Origin of the sequence: Cyclobacterium sp. SYSU L10401 (assembly GCF_010993705.1) — a bacterium.
In the GTDB taxonomy this organism is placed as follows: domain Bacteria; phylum Bacteroidota; class Bacteroidia; order Cytophagales; family Cyclobacteriaceae; genus Cyclobacterium.
On the sequence record NZ_WOFO01000001.1, the window covers coordinates 139,244 to 154,938 of the forward strand.

Sequence of the window (15,695 nt, forward strand, 5' to 3'; positions counted from 1 at the left end):
CTTTATTTTCCAACAAAAATCAAAAAACATGTCAGAAAAGAAGAAAATTAGAATTGCAATGATCGGTACGGGTCTGATGGGAAGGATCCATACCAACGGATATAAGAGATTGGGAGACTTTTTCCCTGAATATGAGTACCGGCCTGTCTTGCAGGTAGCTTGCTCCAGAAGAGAAGAAAAGATCAAGGCTTTTGCCGAACAGTGGGGATATGCTTCCTATGAGACGGATTGGAAGAAGGTGATCGAACGGGATGACGTGGATGCAATAGACATTTGCACCCCGAATGATACCCATGCAGAAATCGCCATCGCCGCTGCAAAGGCAGGAAAAATGATCCTTTGTGAAAAGCCTTTGGCCAGGACCCTGGAAGAAGCCGAGGAAATGGTGAAGGTCATAGAAGGAGCCGGGGTAAGGAATACCGTATGGTACAATTACCGGAGGGTTCCGGCAGTAACCCTGGCCAAACAATTGGTGGATTCCGGAAAACTGGGTAAAATTTTTCATTACAGAGCCAATTTCCTTCAGGACTGGACCATAAGTCCTGATCTGCCTCAGGGTGGCGATGCCCTTTGGAGACTGGATGCAGATGCAGCCGGTTCAGGAGTTACGGGTGACTTATTGGCCCATTGTATCGATACAGCCATGTGGCTGAATGGGGGGATCAAAGATGTATCGGCGATGGCCGAAACATTCATCAAGGAAAGGGTCCATCAGAGTAGTGGAGAGAAGAAAAAGGTGGGTATAGATGATGCCTGTACCTTCCATTGCCATTTTGACAATGGATCCCTTGGTTTGTTTGAAGCTACCCGCTATGCCAGGGGGCACAAAGCCCTTTATACCTTTGAAATCAATGGGGAGCATGCCTCCATCCGTTGGGACCTGCATGATTTGAACCGCTTGGAATATTTTGATCATCGGGATGAATCTGTGGTCAGAGGCTGGCGTTCCATACATGTAACCGATGCCGACCAACCTTACATGGATCGTTGGTGGATTCCAGGCACCTCCATAGGCTATGAGCATTCCTTTATTCACCAGGTGGCTGATTTCTTTAAGAGCCTGGAGGGGGACGGACCTTGTGCACCTACGTTTAAGGATGCCTATGAAACCCAAAAGGTCTGCCAGGCGGTATTGGATTCGGCAGCTTCCAGAAGCTGGAAAGATACCGGTGTGGATTGGTAATTCTCGGGAGACCGAGTTAAAGACTGTATTTAATCCGGGTCAATTTGGCCCGGATTTTTTTGCTTTTACCTTTTCCGATCAGGTGAAAATATGATTATTCTCAGGATTAAAAAATGGAAATATAATAAGTGTTATATTTACAGAGAATTAAAATGAACAATTGATTATGGCGCTTTCTTCCATCAGGCAATTTTTGATTGCCATACTTTCCCAGGCGGCTAAGGCGGAATCCATGGGCTGGCTGGATGATCAAATAGCAAGGATAAATGGTGCCAGAGGAAATATGAAGTTATTTCTGGCATTCAGCCAGGCATCCAGGTATTTCTCAAAGGATACCTTTCAGCTTACTGATCAGCAAGTGGCTGCTGCTCAAGAATTAAGACCCGGTTTTCAGCCTTCATTCTGGACAGCACTGCAAACGGCCCGAACGGTACTGGTATTGGGGGTATTATCAGAGGAAAATGAAAGCTGGATGCCCACTTTGGACCAGTTGTTCGAATCGGCTGACATGCACGAACTGGAGGCGCTTTATGCAGCCCTTCCTTTATATCCTTTTCCTGAAAAACTTAAAAAAAGAGCATCGGAAGGTCTCAGAACCAATATTACTTCTGTATTTGATGCCATTGCCCTGAACAACCCCTATCCATCGGAATATTTAGATGAACCTGCCTGGAATCAATTACTGCTGAAAGCGATATTCATGCAGCGCCCACTTTACAGGATTACCGGAGCGGAGGAGAGAGCCAATGCTAATCTGGCCAAAACTTTGGTGGATTACGTTCACGAGCGTTGGTCGGCCGGGAGAAATGTGATGCCCGAATTATGGCGCTTTCTTTCCCCTTTCGTAGATCAGGAAACATTAGGCATGTTTGAAAAAGTATTGAAAGAAGGTGATGAATTGGACCGTAAGGCGGTATCACTGGCTTGCTTTCATGGTAAGGGAGCGGAATGCAGGGAGCTGTTGGATCAGTTTCCGGATCATCTGGAAGCGATAGAAAAGGGGGAGCTGAATTGGGTGCTGGTAGGTAAAGCCTTTGATTCGGAAAGGTGATATTTATCTGGTAGCAACCGTTTCCCCTTAATATGGTCCGTTCATTTGTTATTGCTATGATTTGCATATAAAAAAGTTTAGGTTAGCAGGTAAATTTGATTCATTATGATGTATATCGATCCACACATACATGTGACATCCAGGACAACAGATGACTATGAAGCCATGCAAAAAGCAGGCATTGTAGCTGTGATAGAACCGGCTTTCTGGCTGGGTCAGCCGAGGACTAAAGTAGGTAGTTTTCAGGATTATTTCAGTAGTCTGGTAGGTTGGGAAAGATTCAGGGCCAAGCAGTTCGGGATCGTCCACTATTGCACCATTGGCTTGAATTCCAAAGAGGCCAATAATGAGGCCCTCGCTGAAGAGGTGATGGAGCTCCTGCCCCTGTATGTGGGCAAGGAAGGAGTGGTGGCCATTGGAGAGATCGGTTACGATGACCAGACTCCTGCTGAAGACAAGTTTTACCGCTTGCAACTGGAGTTGGCCAAGGAAGTTGACTTACCGGTAATGATCCACACCCCTCACAGGGATAAAAGGAAAGGTACGGTCCGCAGTATGGATGTGAGTGAAGAGCATGGCCTGGACCCAAAAATGGTCATTGTTGACCACAATAATGAAGAAACGGTCAAAGAAGTACTCGATAGGGGTTATTGGGCGGCATTTACCATTTACCCTCACACCAAAATGGGAAGCGAGCGGATGGTAGAAATAGTCCGGCAATATGGTCCGGAAAGAATCATTGTGGACAGTGCTGCTGATTGGGGTATCAGCGATCCACTGGCCGTTCCCAAAACAGCTGCCTTGATGAAGGAGAAAGGGATTCCGGAAGCGCACATACAGATGACCTGTTATGGGAATGCCTTAGAGGCTTACGGGCAAAGTGGTCAAATGGAAGAAAAAGACTGGCTGGAAAAAGAGCCCATTGATCAAACCAAAAAGCACGGGGGTAATACAGTTTTGAGAGGAGGGCAAAAGCCGCGGGTAGATAACGATTCCTCCAATATCATAGAGAATTAGTCTGTTTGATGTCGGTAATCACTGCACACCTCAGACTCACCAGGCCTGCCAATATTGTAACGGCGATTGCCGATATTTTGGCCGGAGCTGCCATTTCTGGCGGATTGATCCTTTTCAGTCCTGAGGTAGACTGGAGCAAAATCGGTTGGTTGGTATTGTCTACTATAGGACTTTACGGTGGAGGGGTTGCTTTCAATGATGTTTTTGATGCGGAGCTGGATAAGGTGGAACGCCCGGAGCGTCCCATTCCCAGTGGGAAAGCCAGCGTAAAAAGTGCTGGTCTGATGGCCTTTTTGCTGCTTTTGGTAGGAGTATTGGCTGCCTGGCAGGTCAGTGATCAATCTGCATTTCTGGCGTTTTCGGTGGGGGTCCTGGCAGTCGTATATGATGCCTGGGGAAAACACCAATCCTTTATAGGCCCAATAAATATGGGTCTTTGCCGGGCAGGAAATTTATTGTTGGGCATGAGTTTGGTTCAGGGGGCATGGGGAGAATTCTGGTTTATTGCCTTTATACCACTATTTTATGTCGCTGCCATTACCATGGTAAGTCGGGGGGAAGTGCACGGTAAAAACTTGAGTGCCCTGCAAGGAGGTGCATTTATTTACGGCTGCATCATTGTGTTTATTTTTGGAGTAGCTTATTTGTACAATGACCACTGGTGGGAAAGTTTGCCATTCCTGGTATTGCTGGCTGCTTTCATTTTTCCACCATTGCTCAAGGCAATAAGGTATCAGGAGCCGGCCTTGATTGGAAAATCGGTTAAGGCAGCTGTATTGGCATTGATTATCGTTAATGCCGCCCTGGCAGCTGCCTTTGCGGGTTGGATGGTGGCTTTGGCGATCTTGCTATTACTGCCCCTTTCCCTTTTACTGGCCAAGGCATTTGCTGTCACCTAGTGAACCAAAACAGGGTTTTATTACTTATTTATATTGAAATGAAAAGTTCTTGGGAACTGTCAAAATAAAAATGAAAAAATTGGCACATCAATCGATTGAGCAGGCTTTTAATGTTCCTTTCAGGTACAAGGTGTTTTTTACCAAAAGTTTGTTTTCACCAGAAAATCAGCTTTTTGCTGACCTTGTCAAAGGGGATAAAATTCCCAAGGTTTATTTTGTTCTGGACGAAGGTGTTGTCCAACATCATCCCCATCTGATTACGGCTATTGAATCATATGCTCAGGCGAATACAACCTCCTTTACTTTGTGCGCAGAACCATTGGTGGTTCCCGGAGGGGAGCAGGTAAAAAACGATCAAAAGTATTTCCAGGAGGTTTTGAAAGCCACCCATACCTATGGCATCGACCGGCACTCCTATATCATTGGAATAGGCGGAGGAGCTTTATTGGATATGGTTGGTTTTGCAGCTGCCGTAGCCCACAGAGGGATCAGGCATATTCGCATTCCGACTACTGTTCTATCACAAAATGATTCAGGGGTAGGGGTCAAAAATGGTATCAATGCTTACGGAAAGAAAAATTACCTGGGCACCTTTGCGCCTCCTTTTGCTGTGATCAACGACCCGGAGTTTCTTCAAACCCTTGAAGAAAGGGATTGGCGTTCAGGTATTTCTGAAGCCCTTAAAGTAGCCTTGATTAAGGACGCCTCTTTTTTCGTATGGATAGAAGAACAGGCAGTCGATTTGATGGACAAAAGCCATCACTCCATGACAGAATTAATCTATCGTTGTGCCCAAATGCACCTGGATCACATTGCTTCCGGGGATCCTTTTGAAACAGGTTCATCCAGGCCCCTGGATTTTGGACATTGGGCGGCACATAAATTGGAACACCTGAGTGACTACAAAATCCGGCACGGTGAGGCAGTAGCTATAGGTATCGCATTGGATACTACCTATTCTTTCCTTGCTGGCATGATTTCGGAGAATGAGTTGAACAGAGTTTTGGATCTCATCATTAAGTTGGGGTTTGATTTGTATGTGCCCGAATTGTCAGGGGATGCGCTATTAAGGGGATTGAATGAATTCCGGGAGCACCTGGGTGGGGAATTGACCATCATGCTGCTGGATAAAATTGGTAGTGGGGTGGAGGTCCATCAGATGGATCCTGCATTAATTTTCAAGGCAGTAGAAAAATTAAACCAACTACAGGTGGCCTATCAAAAAGCCTGATCAGCTCTTTTACAAATTTTAAAGGAAATACCGGACCATGCAAATTGAAGATTATCACCTTACTTATTGTACCAACATACATCCAGGAGAAAGCTGGGAGGCTACTTTCAACAACCTGAAAAACCATGTACTTAAGATAAAAGCTGAACTTGCTCCTGATAAGCCCTTTGCCATTGGTCTCAGAATATCGGATGAGGCCAGCAAGGAACTGGTAGCCAATAATGAATTGGAAATACTTACTTCCTGGCTTGATGCCCACAATTGCTATGTATTTACCCTAAACGGTTTTCCATACGGTGGTTTTCACAGGCAAGTGGTCAAGGATGAAGTACATCATCCGGATTGGTCCAGCAGTGCCAGAAAAGAATATACCCTTCGCTTATTTGATATCCTTTCCGCCATCATGCCGGATGATATGGATGCCGGAATTTCTACTTCCCCTTTGAGTTACAAACATTGGCATAAAAGTGAAGCAGCCAGGAATGAAGTTTTGCAAAAATCCTGCACCCATATCATGGAAGTGGTGGACCGGCTGTACCAGCTTAAGTTGGAAAAGAATCAAATCCTGCACCTGGATATAGAGCCGGAACCCGATGGAATGATTGAGAATTCCTCCGGGCTGCAGGCCTTTTTCGAAAATTGGCTGCTTCCGCAAGGCATTCCGCTGCTGACCAAAATGCACGGTGTTTCTCCCGGGGAAGCCAGGGGAATTATCCTGGATCATGTGCGGGTTTGTTATGATGTATGCCACTTTGCTGTAGCTTATGAAGATCATCAGACCGTATTGGATAATTTCAAAAAAGAAGGCATTAAAATTGGAAAGTTCCAGCTGAGTGCGGCTTTAAAAATAGCGATTCCAGAGGAGATCAGCGAAAGGAAGATGGTGGAAAAGGCCTTGTTGCCCTTTGTAGAATCCACCTATCTGCACCAGGTAATAGGTAAATCAGCTGGCGAAAAACTGACCGCCTACCCCGACCTGCCGGATGCCCTGCTGGGCCTGGCCGATACCCGGGAAAAGGAGTGGCGCATACATTTTCACGTTCCGGTATTTTTGCCTAACTATGGCACCCTTCAATCCACCCAGGAGGATATTCTGGCCGTTTTGGATCTGAACGGACAACACCACTTTACCAGTCAGCTGGAAGTAGAAACCTATACCTGGGAGGTCTTGCCGGAAGATATCCATTTATCCCTTGACCAGTCCATTATAAGAGAGTTGGAATGGGTGAAAAAACATATCAAATGAAAAAAACTGTAGTACTAAATGTCGTGGCACTTTCTGGTAGGGTGCTCGGGGAGCACACGCCCTTCCTGAGCCAATGGATAGGAAAGCGCAAGCAATCTGCCATCAAACCGGTACTTCCTGCTGTCACTTGTTCCTCCCAATCTGTTTATTTGACAGGTAAGTGGCCTCAGGAAAACGGGATTGTCGGTAATGGTTGGTATTTTAAGGATGAATGTGAAATTAAATTTTGGAGGCAGTCCAATCATTTGGTACAATCTCCCAAGGTCTGGGATGCGCTGAAGGCTGAGGATCCCAATTTTACTTGTGCCAACATGTTTTGGTGGTACAACATGTATTCTACGGTCGATTATGCCGTTACGCCAAGGCCTTTATACCCTTCAGATGGCAGAAAGCTACCGGATATCCACAGTCAGCCCATGGATTTGCGGGACCGTTTACAAAAGGAGCTGGGCCAGTTCCCTCTTTTTTCTTTCTGGGGTCCAAACGCCAACATTGCCTCCTCCAGGTGGATTGCAGAAGCCTCCATGAAGGTAGACGAATGGCATGATCCCACCCTTACTTTCATTTACCTTCCGCACCTGGACTACAGCTTGCAAAAATACGGAATTGATTTTGACCATATCGGTAAGGAACTGAAGGAAATTGATGCCTTGTGTGAGCGGTTGATTAATTATTATGAAAATCAGGGGGCAGAGGTCATCCTGCTTTCCGAATATGCCATCACCTCAGTGAGCCAACCCATACACATCAACCGGGCCCTCAGAAAGGCCGGTTACATACAAGTGAAGCAGGAGTTGGGATTGGAAACCCTGGATGCCGGGACGAGCAAGGCATTTGCCGTTTCAGACCATCAGATCGCCCATATTTACATCAATGATCCAGCAGAAAAAGAAACCGTAAAAGCCTTGGTCCAGGAAATCCCCGGTGTGGAAATGGTTTTGGATAGGGACGAAAAGGAATCCTATCACCTGAATCATGAAAGGGCTGGAGACCTGGTGGCAGTAGCAGACAAGGATTCCTGGTTTACTTATTATTATTGGCTGGACGACCAAAAGGCGCCTGACTATGCGCGGACAGTGGATATTCACCGGAAGCCCGGTTATGACCCGGTAGAAATGTTTGCCAATCCGGACATCAAATTTTTAAAGGCCAAATTGGGTTGGACCCTGTTGAAGAAAAAGCTGGGCTTCAGGTATTTGATGGATGTCATTCCTCTGGATGCTTCCCTGGTTAAAGGTTCTCATGGAAGGGTTAGCGAAAGCGAGCTTGATTGGCCAGTTTTGGTTACTCCTGGTGAGACCCAGGGAAATGTTGAACCGACAGCGATTTTTTCCCTGATATACGATCAGGTGATGGAAAAATGAGTTTGTCCTGCTGCTTTTTTGCTTAAAATCCTTAATTTAGTAACATTATGACCAAAGGTTGGAAAACGTTTTTCGGTATCAGTTCCCTGTTGTTTTTGTTGTTTGCCTTTTGGCAGATCAATGATCCGGACCCTGAATGGTGGGTGCCGGTCTATTTGATTGCGGCGGTCACGGCGGGGTTCGCATTTTTTGGTAAATTCAATGTGAATATCCTGGTAATTTTTACCTTTACTTACCTGATAGCGGCCGTTTTCTTCTGGCCAGAGGGTATTTTTTCCTGGATAGGTCAGGAATGGGAACAAAAAGACCTTTCCATGAAAACACAGGGCATGGAAACCAATAGGGAATTTTTTGGTTTGGTAGTAGCAGCTGTAGTATTTGCCTTGGAAGCCATCATCGGCAGAAGGAAACGCTTGTTGGAAAACCGGGATAGATCTAAAGAAAATGCAGGTATTTAATTATTTATAGGCTTTACTCGAAGCCTGGTAAATTTCTTAAAATGATGTAATGGTAAAAAAATATGATGTAACGGGTATAGGAAATGCCCTCGTGGATATTGAATTTGAAATTAGCGATGCTTTTTTAGAAAAGAACGGGATAGAAAAAGGGGTTATGACCCTGGTAGACGAGGAGCGACAAAGTACCCTCATGGCTACCATCAATACCAAAACCTCCAAGCTTCAGTGTGGGGGCTCTGCTGCCAATACCATCATTGCCTTGAGCCAATTTGGAGGGGAGGCGTACTATTGCTGCAAGGTAGGCGATGATGAGCTGGGTAGGTTTTTCATGGATGATCTCCGGGAGTCCGGAGTCAATCACAACCTGGATCCCTACCAGTTGGAGAAAGGAATCACCGGGAAGTGTTTGGTGATGGTGACGGCAGATGCAGAGCGAACCATGAATACCTTTTTAGGAATTACCCAAACCTTTGGTACTGCCCAGCTGAACGAACAAGCCATCAAAGATTCCAAGTACCTTTACATTGAAGGATATTTGATTACCTCTCCTGATGCGAAGGAGGCCATGATTCGGGCCAGGAAAGTGGCAGAGGAGAATGGTGTCAAAATAGCCCTTACCTTTTCTGATCCGGCCATGGTGAAATATTTTGGAGAAAGTTTTAAGGAAGTGATTGGTTCAGGGGTTGATTTGCTCTTTGCCAATGAAGAAGAGGCCATGATCTATACCGGCAAGGACAATTTGTCTGAAGCCAGGGAAGCCATGAAAAAGCTGGCCAGGCATTTTGTCATTACCCAGGGGAAAAATGGTGCAATGATTTATGATGGTGATACCTTTATAGACATAGAGCCTTATCCCACAGTAGCCGTGGACAGCAATGGTGCCGGCGACATGTTTGCCGGGGCCTTTCTATATGGGATCACCAACGGCCATTCTTATGCTTCCAGTGGGAAGCTGGCCAGCATGGCTTCATCCAAAATAGTCAGTCAATTTGGTCCCCGCCTTAACTGGAAGGAGGCCGGAGAAATTCTGGATAGGCTCAGCCCGAAACAGACATAAGAATGAATTAAACGAATATGTTTAAGGTAGTCATGTACCCGCTATATTCCTGAAAAAGTTGCTATTGTAGTCATTAATAGATAAATTGATTTGCAAATTCGTAAACCCAAACCATTTTATCATGACAAGTCACGCAAATTCAAAAAGTTCATTTCGCTATGGCCTGCTATTGTTGGCCATAGGCTGTTTCGTTTTCTTCCAGGTCGATGCTTTTGAAAAAGAAGGGGACGGAGAAGAAATAAGTGTTAGCGGAGAAGTTTTGGATCTTTCCTGCTTTATGGCTAGTGGTGCCAAAGGAGAAGGACATAAAGGTTGTGCCGAAAAATGCATGGCCAATGGCATGCCTATTGGTTTGCTTGGATCAGATGGCAAAGTCTACCTCCTGGTAGAAGACCACAAGAATGCAAGCCCGTATCAATCTTTAAAGGAACTCGCAGCTGCTAATGTGGAGGTAACAGGAAATTATTTTGTTAGAAACGGCATGCCTGGTATCGTCATTAAGAAGGTATCTGAAAAGGGCTGATTTAGCAAAAACGATTGTATGAGAGTCCAGGGGTGGGAATATTTCCGCCCCTTTTTTATTCCCCGTACACCACATGTGTAAAGCAATAGTCGGTGTGTACCAGGCTGTCCTTTTCGGATGGAAGATATTGTAAATCAAAAACCACGCGGTTTAGGTCCAATGCGTTATTGATAACTATTTGGTAGGCTTGTTCACCGATTTTGGTGAGTACATAATCAGGGTATTCCGGAAAAGTAAATTCGATTTTGCCACTAAAGCCCAATGGAAACCGGGCCTTTAAATAGAATTTGTCCTCAAAAAGGAATGCATCCTGTACTTGTGGATAAAATTTATTGTAAATCCTTTCTTTGTTAACCAATAGGCTTTCAAATAAGGTGATTTTGCCTTCCAGGTGTTTTTGTCTGGTACTGTCCCCATCCTTTTCTGCTACCCACCCGTTTTGGTTCGCTGAAGGTTTGCTATTCTGAGCCATAACCTCTTCTGTTGTATTATTTCCGGAAGTTTTCGCTTCCTTTTTTGGGTTGCAGCCTAAGGGTCCTATCGAGCACAATAGGAATAGTTGAAAAATTACCTTATTTAATTTTTTTTCCATGCCCGGGTCATTTCTTTTTTTCCGGGAGGGCCGGGAACCTCATCCAAAGTCATTTCCAAAGATACCAGATTTTTTTTGAGATGCCCTGCTGCGCAATAGGTGACAAAAACCCCTTGCGGATTCATGCGCTCATGAATCTTTTGAAGCAAGGCATGCTCCCATAATTCAGGTTGTTTTTTAGGAGAAAAGGCATCAAAGTACACAATATCGGCAGGATACAATTTAACTTCCTGTAGGCTTATTTTGTCTTTTTTGATATTGAAATAATCTGTCATAGGCTTTCCTGAATCCCAATCCATTTGGTGCAGCCGCTTGAAATACCCGTTGTAGTGTGTCAGGGTTTCATCCATTTGCGTAAAATTGAGTTCATTGTAAATATCCGCAGAGAGGGGAAAGGGTTCTATGGTATGGTACAGTACCGGTACCTGGTTTTGTTCTGCCCAAATCAATGTCAGCCAGGCATTTAATCCGGTACCAAAGCCCACCTCAAAAATTCTGATGGGAAATTTCCCCCGGTTTCTGGCATACCAGGCTTCCAGCCCATAAAGTAAAAAAACATGGATAGATTCTCTGTAGGCTCCATGGGAGGAATGGTAGCTCTCATTGATGTCAGGGAGATAAACAGAATGTGAACCGTCTTCTGTGGTAATGATTTTAGGTCCTTTATTTGTCATTGTTCTTTTATTACTGATGGATCAGGGCCACGCAGTAGGCAGATACTCCTTCCTCCCTACCTACAAACCCAAGTCTTTCGGTGGTGGTGGCCTTGATGGAAATCTTGCTTTCTGCTACTTTCATGACACCGGCCAGGCAGACTTTCATGTCCGGTATGAATGGATTGATTTTAGGTTGTTGAAGGCAAAGGGTAACATCCAGGTTACCCAGCTGAAATCCATTGTCCTCCAACAGCTCCATGACCCTTTTCAAAAGTAATTTGCTGTCAATTCCTTTGTATTGAGGGTCCTGATCGGAAAAGTGATAACCAATGTCCCGGAGATTGGCAGCCCCGAGCAGCGCATCACAGATTACATGTATGACCACATCGGCATCGGAATGTCCAGTAGCCCCTTTTTCATGCGGCACCTGGATACCGCCCAGCCAAAATGCTGCTCCTTTTTTCAGTTGGTGCACATCATATCCGAATCCCACACGGAATGTACTCATAGGTCAAGCTTTTTGAATTTTATAATTAGTTTTTGTTTTAAACCCTTTACGCCTGGCATTTGTAGTAAACCACAGAGGAAACATCATTATCCAGGTAGGTCATGGCTGCCTGTTGGATTTGTTCCCCTGAAATTTCCATTTTTCTGTCATATTCATCATTGATCAGGGAAGTGTTTCCCAAATAAGCGTAATAGGCAAGCCTCATGGCCCTTCCCAATAAAGATACAGATTCATAGGTTTTCATGGCCTCAGTCTGATTTTTTATTTTTTGCAAAACCTGATCCGGAATGGCTCGCTTTTTGAAATCTTCTAAAACCTTTTCAAGGGCTATTTCTCCTTCTTCTGCCGCTACTCCTTTTTCCAGTTTTCCGGTGACTACCAAAAGACCCGGATCAATATTTCCCAACACATAGGCCTGACAACTGGCAAAAATGGCATCGTTCTTTACCAGTTTTTGCTCCAAAACAGCTGACCTGCCAAAGCTCAATACATCTGTAATGAGATCGCAGGATAAAAAGCCTTCTTCCAACCTGCCTGGAATGCGGTATACTTTATACAAGGCTTCTGTGGGGACATTTCCAAAAACCTGTTTGCTTTTTTTCTTTTTTTGCAAGGGTTCTGAAACCGGAGCCTCCTTTGCCTGTGCCCCTCTTGGAATCTCCCCAAACCAATGGTCTACCCGCCTACGAACATCCTCAAAATTCACCTTTCCGGCAATACAGAGTACAGCATTATCCGGGGTGTAATGATTTTGGTAAAAATCCACCAGGTCAATTTTTTCGAATTGTTCTATATCCGCTATCTTTTCCCCGATCGTGGGCCAGCGATAGGGGTGTTGTTCGAAGGCCAGGCTACGCAAATGGTGCATGGCATCCCCATACGGTTGGTTCAGGTATCTTTGTTTAAACTCCTCGATGACCACCTGTTTCTGCGTATGGATATGCTTGTCTTGCAAGCTGAGCTGCAGCATGCGGTCAGACTCCAGCCATAAGGCTGTTTCCAGATTCACAGCCGGTAGGGTAATGTAGTAATTGGTGATGTCCGTATTGGTGAACGCATTGCTTGAACCTCCTGCCCTTTCCAAGGCACTGTCAAATGCTGGAATATTTTGCGACCCCGAAAACATGAGGTGCTCAAAATAATGGGCCAGTCCGGTTTTGCCCGTTTTTTCATTTCTTGAGCCCACTTTGTAAAGCAGGTTGACAACGGCCATTTCAGAGGAAGGGTCTTCATGCACTAAAACCTGTAAGCCATTGTCTAATACAAATTCCTTATAGTTGATCATAACAATGGGTCAAAAGTAATCAATTCCCCTACCTTTTCTGCTATTCGATCAGATAGATTCTCCTTTATAGCCAGATTTTTCAAGGGCCATTTTGATGGCTTCGGTGTCTACATTTCCCTGCACTGTCAGGATGCGGTCTGGTGATTTTAGGTCTACTTCCCAGTGCTCAGCCGGCAGGCTGTCCATGGCTGGTTTGATAGTTGCCACACAAGCAGCACATTTGACGTTGGTCTTTAGTTTGATGGAATTTTCCATAGTTGTATTATATTTTTGTTTGATTTTTGAATTTTAATCTCAAGCTGTTACTTACCACTGATACGGAACTTAAAGCCATCGCCGCACCTGCAATCATGGGGTTAAGCAGAAATCCGGAGACGGGGTACAATACGCCTGCTGCAAGGGGAATGCCGATGACATTGTAAATAAAAGCCCAGAAAAGGTTTTGCCTGATGGTACTCACGGTATCCTTACTTAGTTGAAGGAGTTTTGGTATGTCCATCAAGCTGGAATGCATCAGGGTGGCTTTTGCTGTTTCCATGGCAATGTCAGTACCTGCACCCATGGCAATGCCCAGGTCTGCCAAAACCAGGGCCTCACTGTCATTGATGCCATCTCCTGCCATGGCGACCACATGGCCCTGCTTCTTGAGGGCTTGAATGTATTTCCCCTTGTCTTGAGGGAGCATGCCGCTTTGAAATTTTTTGATCCCCACTGCTGCAGCCACTGCCGCAGCCGTTTTTTCCTGGTCTCCCGTTAGCATGTGTACTGCTATGCCCATTTTCTGAATGCTGGCAATGGCCTCCCGGGAGTCTTCCCTGACCTGGTCGGCAATGCCTACCATTCCTACCAGGATTTTTTCTTCAGCCATATAGACTACAATGTCCCCATTTTCCAGCATTTTTTCTCCGGCCTGAATGAATGACTCCTGCACCATTATACCCTCTGATTTCAGCCATTTCAATGTGCCGATGCGGTAAGTGATTCCTTCATGAACAGCCTGCACCCCTTTTCCGGTAGCGGACTGAAAGTTTGTAAATGGCAATCCGGATTTGGAGGGATTGAAATGCTGGGCGATGGCTGTTGCCAAAGGATGTTCACTCCTTGATTCCAGGGCCTGGAAAACGGACTGTAACTTATTATCATCCACCTCCTTTTGCCAGATTACTTCTTTTACTTTTGGCTTTCCCATGGTGATGGTACCGGTCTTGTCAAGGAGCAGCACATCCGTTTTCTTGCCGGTTTCCAGGCTTTCAGCGTCTTTGATCAGAATGCCCATGGAGGCAGCTTTACCAATACCCACCATGATGGCAGTAGGCGTAGCAAGGCCCAAAGCACAGGGACAGGCAATGACCAGCACTGTAATGGCGGAAAGCATGCCTCTCAGTGCGGCATCATCAATGCCGCTGAAGGCCCAAACCAGAAAGGTGATGAGGGCAACCACCAAAACCGCAGGCACAAATACCGCAGTCACTTTGTCCACCATTTTCTGAATGGGGGCCTTGCTTCCCTGAGCCTGTTTAACGCGGGTAATGATAGAAGCCAATAAGGTGTCAGCGGCTGTTTTCGAGACACTGAACTGAAAGCTCCCTTTTTGGTTGATGGTGCCTGCAAAAACCTCGTCGCCAGGTTGTTTTGTAACAGGTATGGGCTCTCCACTAAGCATGCTTTCATCCACAAAAGATTCTCCTTCTGTCACCATGCCATCCAGAGGGATTTTCTGTCCAGGTTTTACCAATACGATGTCTCCGGTTCCTGCTTCGCTTACCGGCACCAGCATTTCTTTTCCATCTTTGACAAGAGTCAATTCTTTTGGTTGTAGGCCGATCAATTTTTTTAAAGCCTCAGAGGTACCTGCTTTTGCCCCGGACTCCAGCATGCGACCCAATAGGATAAAAAACACGATTACAGCCGCTGTTTCGAAATAAACATGGGGATCCAGACCCCTGGCTTCCAGCCATTGGGGGAAGAAGGTATTGAATGTACTGTAACCATAGGCAATGCCGGTACTGAGAGCTACCAGCGTGTCCATGTTGGCTTTTTTGGCTTTGCTCTGCTTATAGGCGTTGATGAAGAAAGTCCTTCCAAAAATGAATAGGACGGGAGTTGTCAGGACCCACATGATCCAATTGCCATAGGGCAGGCTCATCCAGAACATGCCAATGATAAAAACTGGAAAGGCCAGAATTCCGGCCGCAATGGTGTTTTTACGGAGTTGCCGGTGAGCCAATTTCTGAAGTTCCTCTACATTTTCCTTTTCGTGAAGTTCTATCAACAATTCATAACCAATTTCATGTACGTTTTTTTTGGCCTGATTTAGATCCGTTTTGGCTTCATCCAGGACCAGGGTGGCTGACTGGGTGGCATAATTGACTTGGGCTGATTGAATGCCTGGGGTTTGCTTCAATGTGGATTCTACACTTACTGCACAAGCTGCGCAGCTCATTCCCGATACCGGAACTTCTATGGTTTTCATCATTATGCGATCATCTGAATTTCAGTCCAAAATTACAAGGAATAGGTAGTTACCTGTTATATAATTTTTAAAAAAATGTACAAGGTGATTTCCAATAAATCGATAAAAATGTTGAACTTTAGCCTTATTATCCAGGTTTTTGAACACGAAAA

General features: G+C 45.3%; 16 protein-coding genes. 10 read left to right on the top strand and 6 right to left on the bottom strand.

What is annotated here, in order from left to right; all coding sequences use genetic code 11:
• Window positions 1–28 precede the first annotated feature (28 nt).
• From GL182_RS00610 to GL182_RS00655, 10 genes are all read left to right on the top strand, one after another.
• Window positions 29–1,183: a Gfo/Idh/MocA family protein gene (locus GL182_RS00610; RefSeq protein WP_163377636.1), complete on the top strand. Its 1,155-nt coding sequence runs from the start codon at window positions 29–31 to the stop codon at window positions 1,181–1,183.
• 166 nt (window positions 1,184–1,349) lie between these two features.
• Window positions 1,350–2,234, top strand: coding sequence for an EboA domain-containing protein (locus GL182_RS00615; protein WP_163377637.1), 885 nt, complete (start codon window positions 1,350–1,352; stop codon window positions 2,232–2,234).
• 105 nt (window positions 2,235–2,339) lie between these two features.
• A complete protein-coding gene (locus GL182_RS00620; protein WP_205603558.1) occupies window positions 2,340–3,251 on the top strand; it encodes a TatD family hydrolase in 912 nt (303 codons plus the stop codon).
• An 8-nt stretch (window positions 3,252–3,259) separates the two neighbouring features.
• A complete protein-coding gene (gene eboC / locus GL182_RS00625) occupies window positions 3,260–4,150 on the top strand; it encodes a UbiA-like protein EboC (RefSeq protein WP_163377638.1) in 891 nt (296 codons plus the stop codon).
• 70 nt (window positions 4,151–4,220) lie between these two features.
• A complete protein-coding gene (locus GL182_RS00630; RefSeq protein ID WP_205603559.1) occupies window positions 4,221–5,381 on the top strand; it encodes a 3-dehydroquinate synthase in 1,161 nt (386 codons plus the stop codon).
• Window positions 5,382–5,418: 37 nt separating this feature from the next.
• A complete protein-coding gene (gene eboE / locus GL182_RS00635; protein ID WP_163377639.1) occupies window positions 5,419–6,627 on the top strand; it encodes a metabolite traffic protein EboE in 1,209 nt (402 codons plus the stop codon).
• Complete coding sequence (locus tag GL182_RS00640) at window positions 6,624–7,991, top strand: alkaline phosphatase family protein (RefSeq protein ID WP_163377640.1); 1,368 nt, start codon at window positions 6,624–6,626, stop codon at window positions 7,989–7,991. Before eboE ends, GL182_RS00640 begins: the two co-directional genes overlap by 4 nt.
• Window positions 7,992–8,038: 47 nt before the next feature.
• Window positions 8,039–8,449: a transmembrane 220 family protein gene (locus tag GL182_RS00645; protein ID WP_163377641.1), complete on the top strand. Its 411-nt coding sequence runs from the start codon at window positions 8,039–8,041 to the stop codon at window positions 8,447–8,449.
• Between the two features lie 49 nt (window positions 8,450–8,498).
• Window positions 8,499–9,506 (top strand): adenosine kinase, encoded by a 1,008-nt coding sequence (locus GL182_RS00650; protein ID WP_163377642.1) that lies wholly within the window; start codon window positions 8,499–8,501, stop codon window positions 9,504–9,506.
• A gap of 121 nt (window positions 9,507–9,627) precedes the next feature.
• A complete protein-coding gene (locus GL182_RS00655; RefSeq protein ID WP_163377643.1) occupies window positions 9,628–10,029 on the top strand; it encodes a hypothetical protein in 402 nt (133 codons plus the stop codon).
• Window positions 10,030–10,084: 55 nt separating this feature from the next.
• On the opposite strand, the gene GL182_RS00660 is transcribed toward GL182_RS00655, so the two are convergent.
• From GL182_RS00660 to GL182_RS00685, 6 genes are all read right to left on the bottom strand, one after another.
• Window positions 10,085–10,501: a hypothetical protein gene (locus GL182_RS00660; protein WP_163377644.1), complete on the bottom strand. Its 417-nt coding sequence runs from the start codon at window positions 10,499–10,501 to the stop codon at window positions 10,085–10,087.
• Between the two features lie 104 nt (window positions 10,502–10,605).
• Complete coding sequence (gene mnmD / locus GL182_RS00665) at window positions 10,606–11,295, bottom strand: tRNA (5-methylaminomethyl-2-thiouridine)(34)-methyltransferase MnmD (RefSeq protein ID WP_163377645.1); 690 nt, start codon at window positions 11,293–11,295, stop codon at window positions 10,606–10,608.
• 10 nt (window positions 11,296–11,305) lie between these two features.
• Window positions 11,306–11,785, bottom strand: coding sequence for a 2-C-methyl-D-erythritol 2,4-cyclodiphosphate synthase (ispF, locus tag GL182_RS00670; protein WP_163377646.1), 480 nt, complete (start codon window positions 11,783–11,785; stop codon window positions 11,306–11,308).
• Between the two features lie 46 nt (window positions 11,786–11,831).
• Window positions 11,832–13,070: a M16 family metallopeptidase gene (locus tag GL182_RS00675; RefSeq protein ID WP_163377647.1), complete on the bottom strand. Its 1,239-nt coding sequence runs from the start codon at window positions 13,068–13,070 to the stop codon at window positions 11,832–11,834.
• 48 nt (window positions 13,071–13,118) lie between these two features.
• A complete protein-coding gene (locus GL182_RS00680) occupies window positions 13,119–13,325 on the bottom strand; it encodes a heavy-metal-associated domain-containing protein (RefSeq protein WP_163377648.1) in 207 nt (68 codons plus the stop codon).
• 7 nt (window positions 13,326–13,332) lie between these two features.
• Entirely contained in the window at window positions 13,333–15,546 is a 2,214-nt protein-coding gene (locus tag GL182_RS00685; protein WP_410492700.1) for a heavy metal translocating P-type ATPase, read from the bottom strand.
• Between the last annotated feature and the right edge of the window lie 149 nt (window positions 15,547–15,695).

Coding starts and splice junctions, on each gene's coding strand:
- eboC (WP_163377638.1), top strand. CDS start 3,260: ATGTCGGTAATCACTGCACACCTCAGACTCACCAGGCCTGCCAATATT.
- GL182_RS00675 (WP_163377647.1), bottom strand. CDS start 13,070: ATGATCAACTATAAGGAATTTGTATTAGACAATGGCTTACAGGTTTTA.
- GL182_RS00630 (WP_205603559.1), top strand. CDS start 4,221: ATGAAAAAATTGGCACATCAATCGATTGAGCAGGCTTTTAATGTTCCT.
- GL182_RS00640 (WP_163377640.1), top strand. CDS start 6,624: ATGAAAAAAACTGTAGTACTAAATGTCGTGGCACTTTCTGGTAGGGTG.
- GL182_RS00610 (WP_163377636.1), top strand. CDS start 29: ATGTCAGAAAAGAAGAAAATTAGAATTGCAATGATCGGTACGGGTCTG.
- GL182_RS00680 (WP_163377648.1), bottom strand. CDS start 13,325: ATGGAAAATTCCATCAAACTAAAGACCAACGTCAAATGTGCTGCTTGT.
- GL182_RS00655 (WP_163377643.1), top strand. CDS start 9,628: ATGACAAGTCACGCAAATTCAAAAAGTTCATTTCGCTATGGCCTGCTA.
- GL182_RS00685 (WP_410492700.1), bottom strand. CDS start 15,546: ATGATGAAAACCATAGAAGTTCCGGTATCGGGAATGAGCTGCGCAGCT.
- ispF (WP_163377646.1), bottom strand. CDS start 11,785: ATGAGTACATTCCGTGTGGGATTCGGATATGATGTGCACCAACTGAAA.
- mnmD (WP_163377645.1), bottom strand. CDS start 11,295: ATGACAAATAAAGGACCTAAAATCATTACCACAGAAGACGGTTCACAT.
- eboE (WP_163377639.1), top strand. CDS start 5,419: ATGCAAATTGAAGATTATCACCTTACTTATTGTACCAACATACATCCA.
- GL182_RS00660 (WP_163377644.1), bottom strand. CDS start 10,501: ATGGCTCAGAATAGCAAACCTTCAGCGAACCAAAACGGGTGGGTAGCA.
- GL182_RS00620 (WP_205603558.1), top strand. CDS start 2,340: ATGATGTATATCGATCCACACATACATGTGACATCCAGGACAACAGAT.
- GL182_RS00650 (WP_163377642.1), top strand. CDS start 8,499: ATGGTAAAAAAATATGATGTAACGGGTATAGGAAATGCCCTCGTGGAT.
- GL182_RS00645 (WP_163377641.1), top strand. CDS start 8,039: ATGACCAAAGGTTGGAAAACGTTTTTCGGTATCAGTTCCCTGTTGTTT.
- GL182_RS00615 (WP_163377637.1), top strand. CDS start 1,350: ATGGCGCTTTCTTCCATCAGGCAATTTTTGATTGCCATACTTTCCCAG.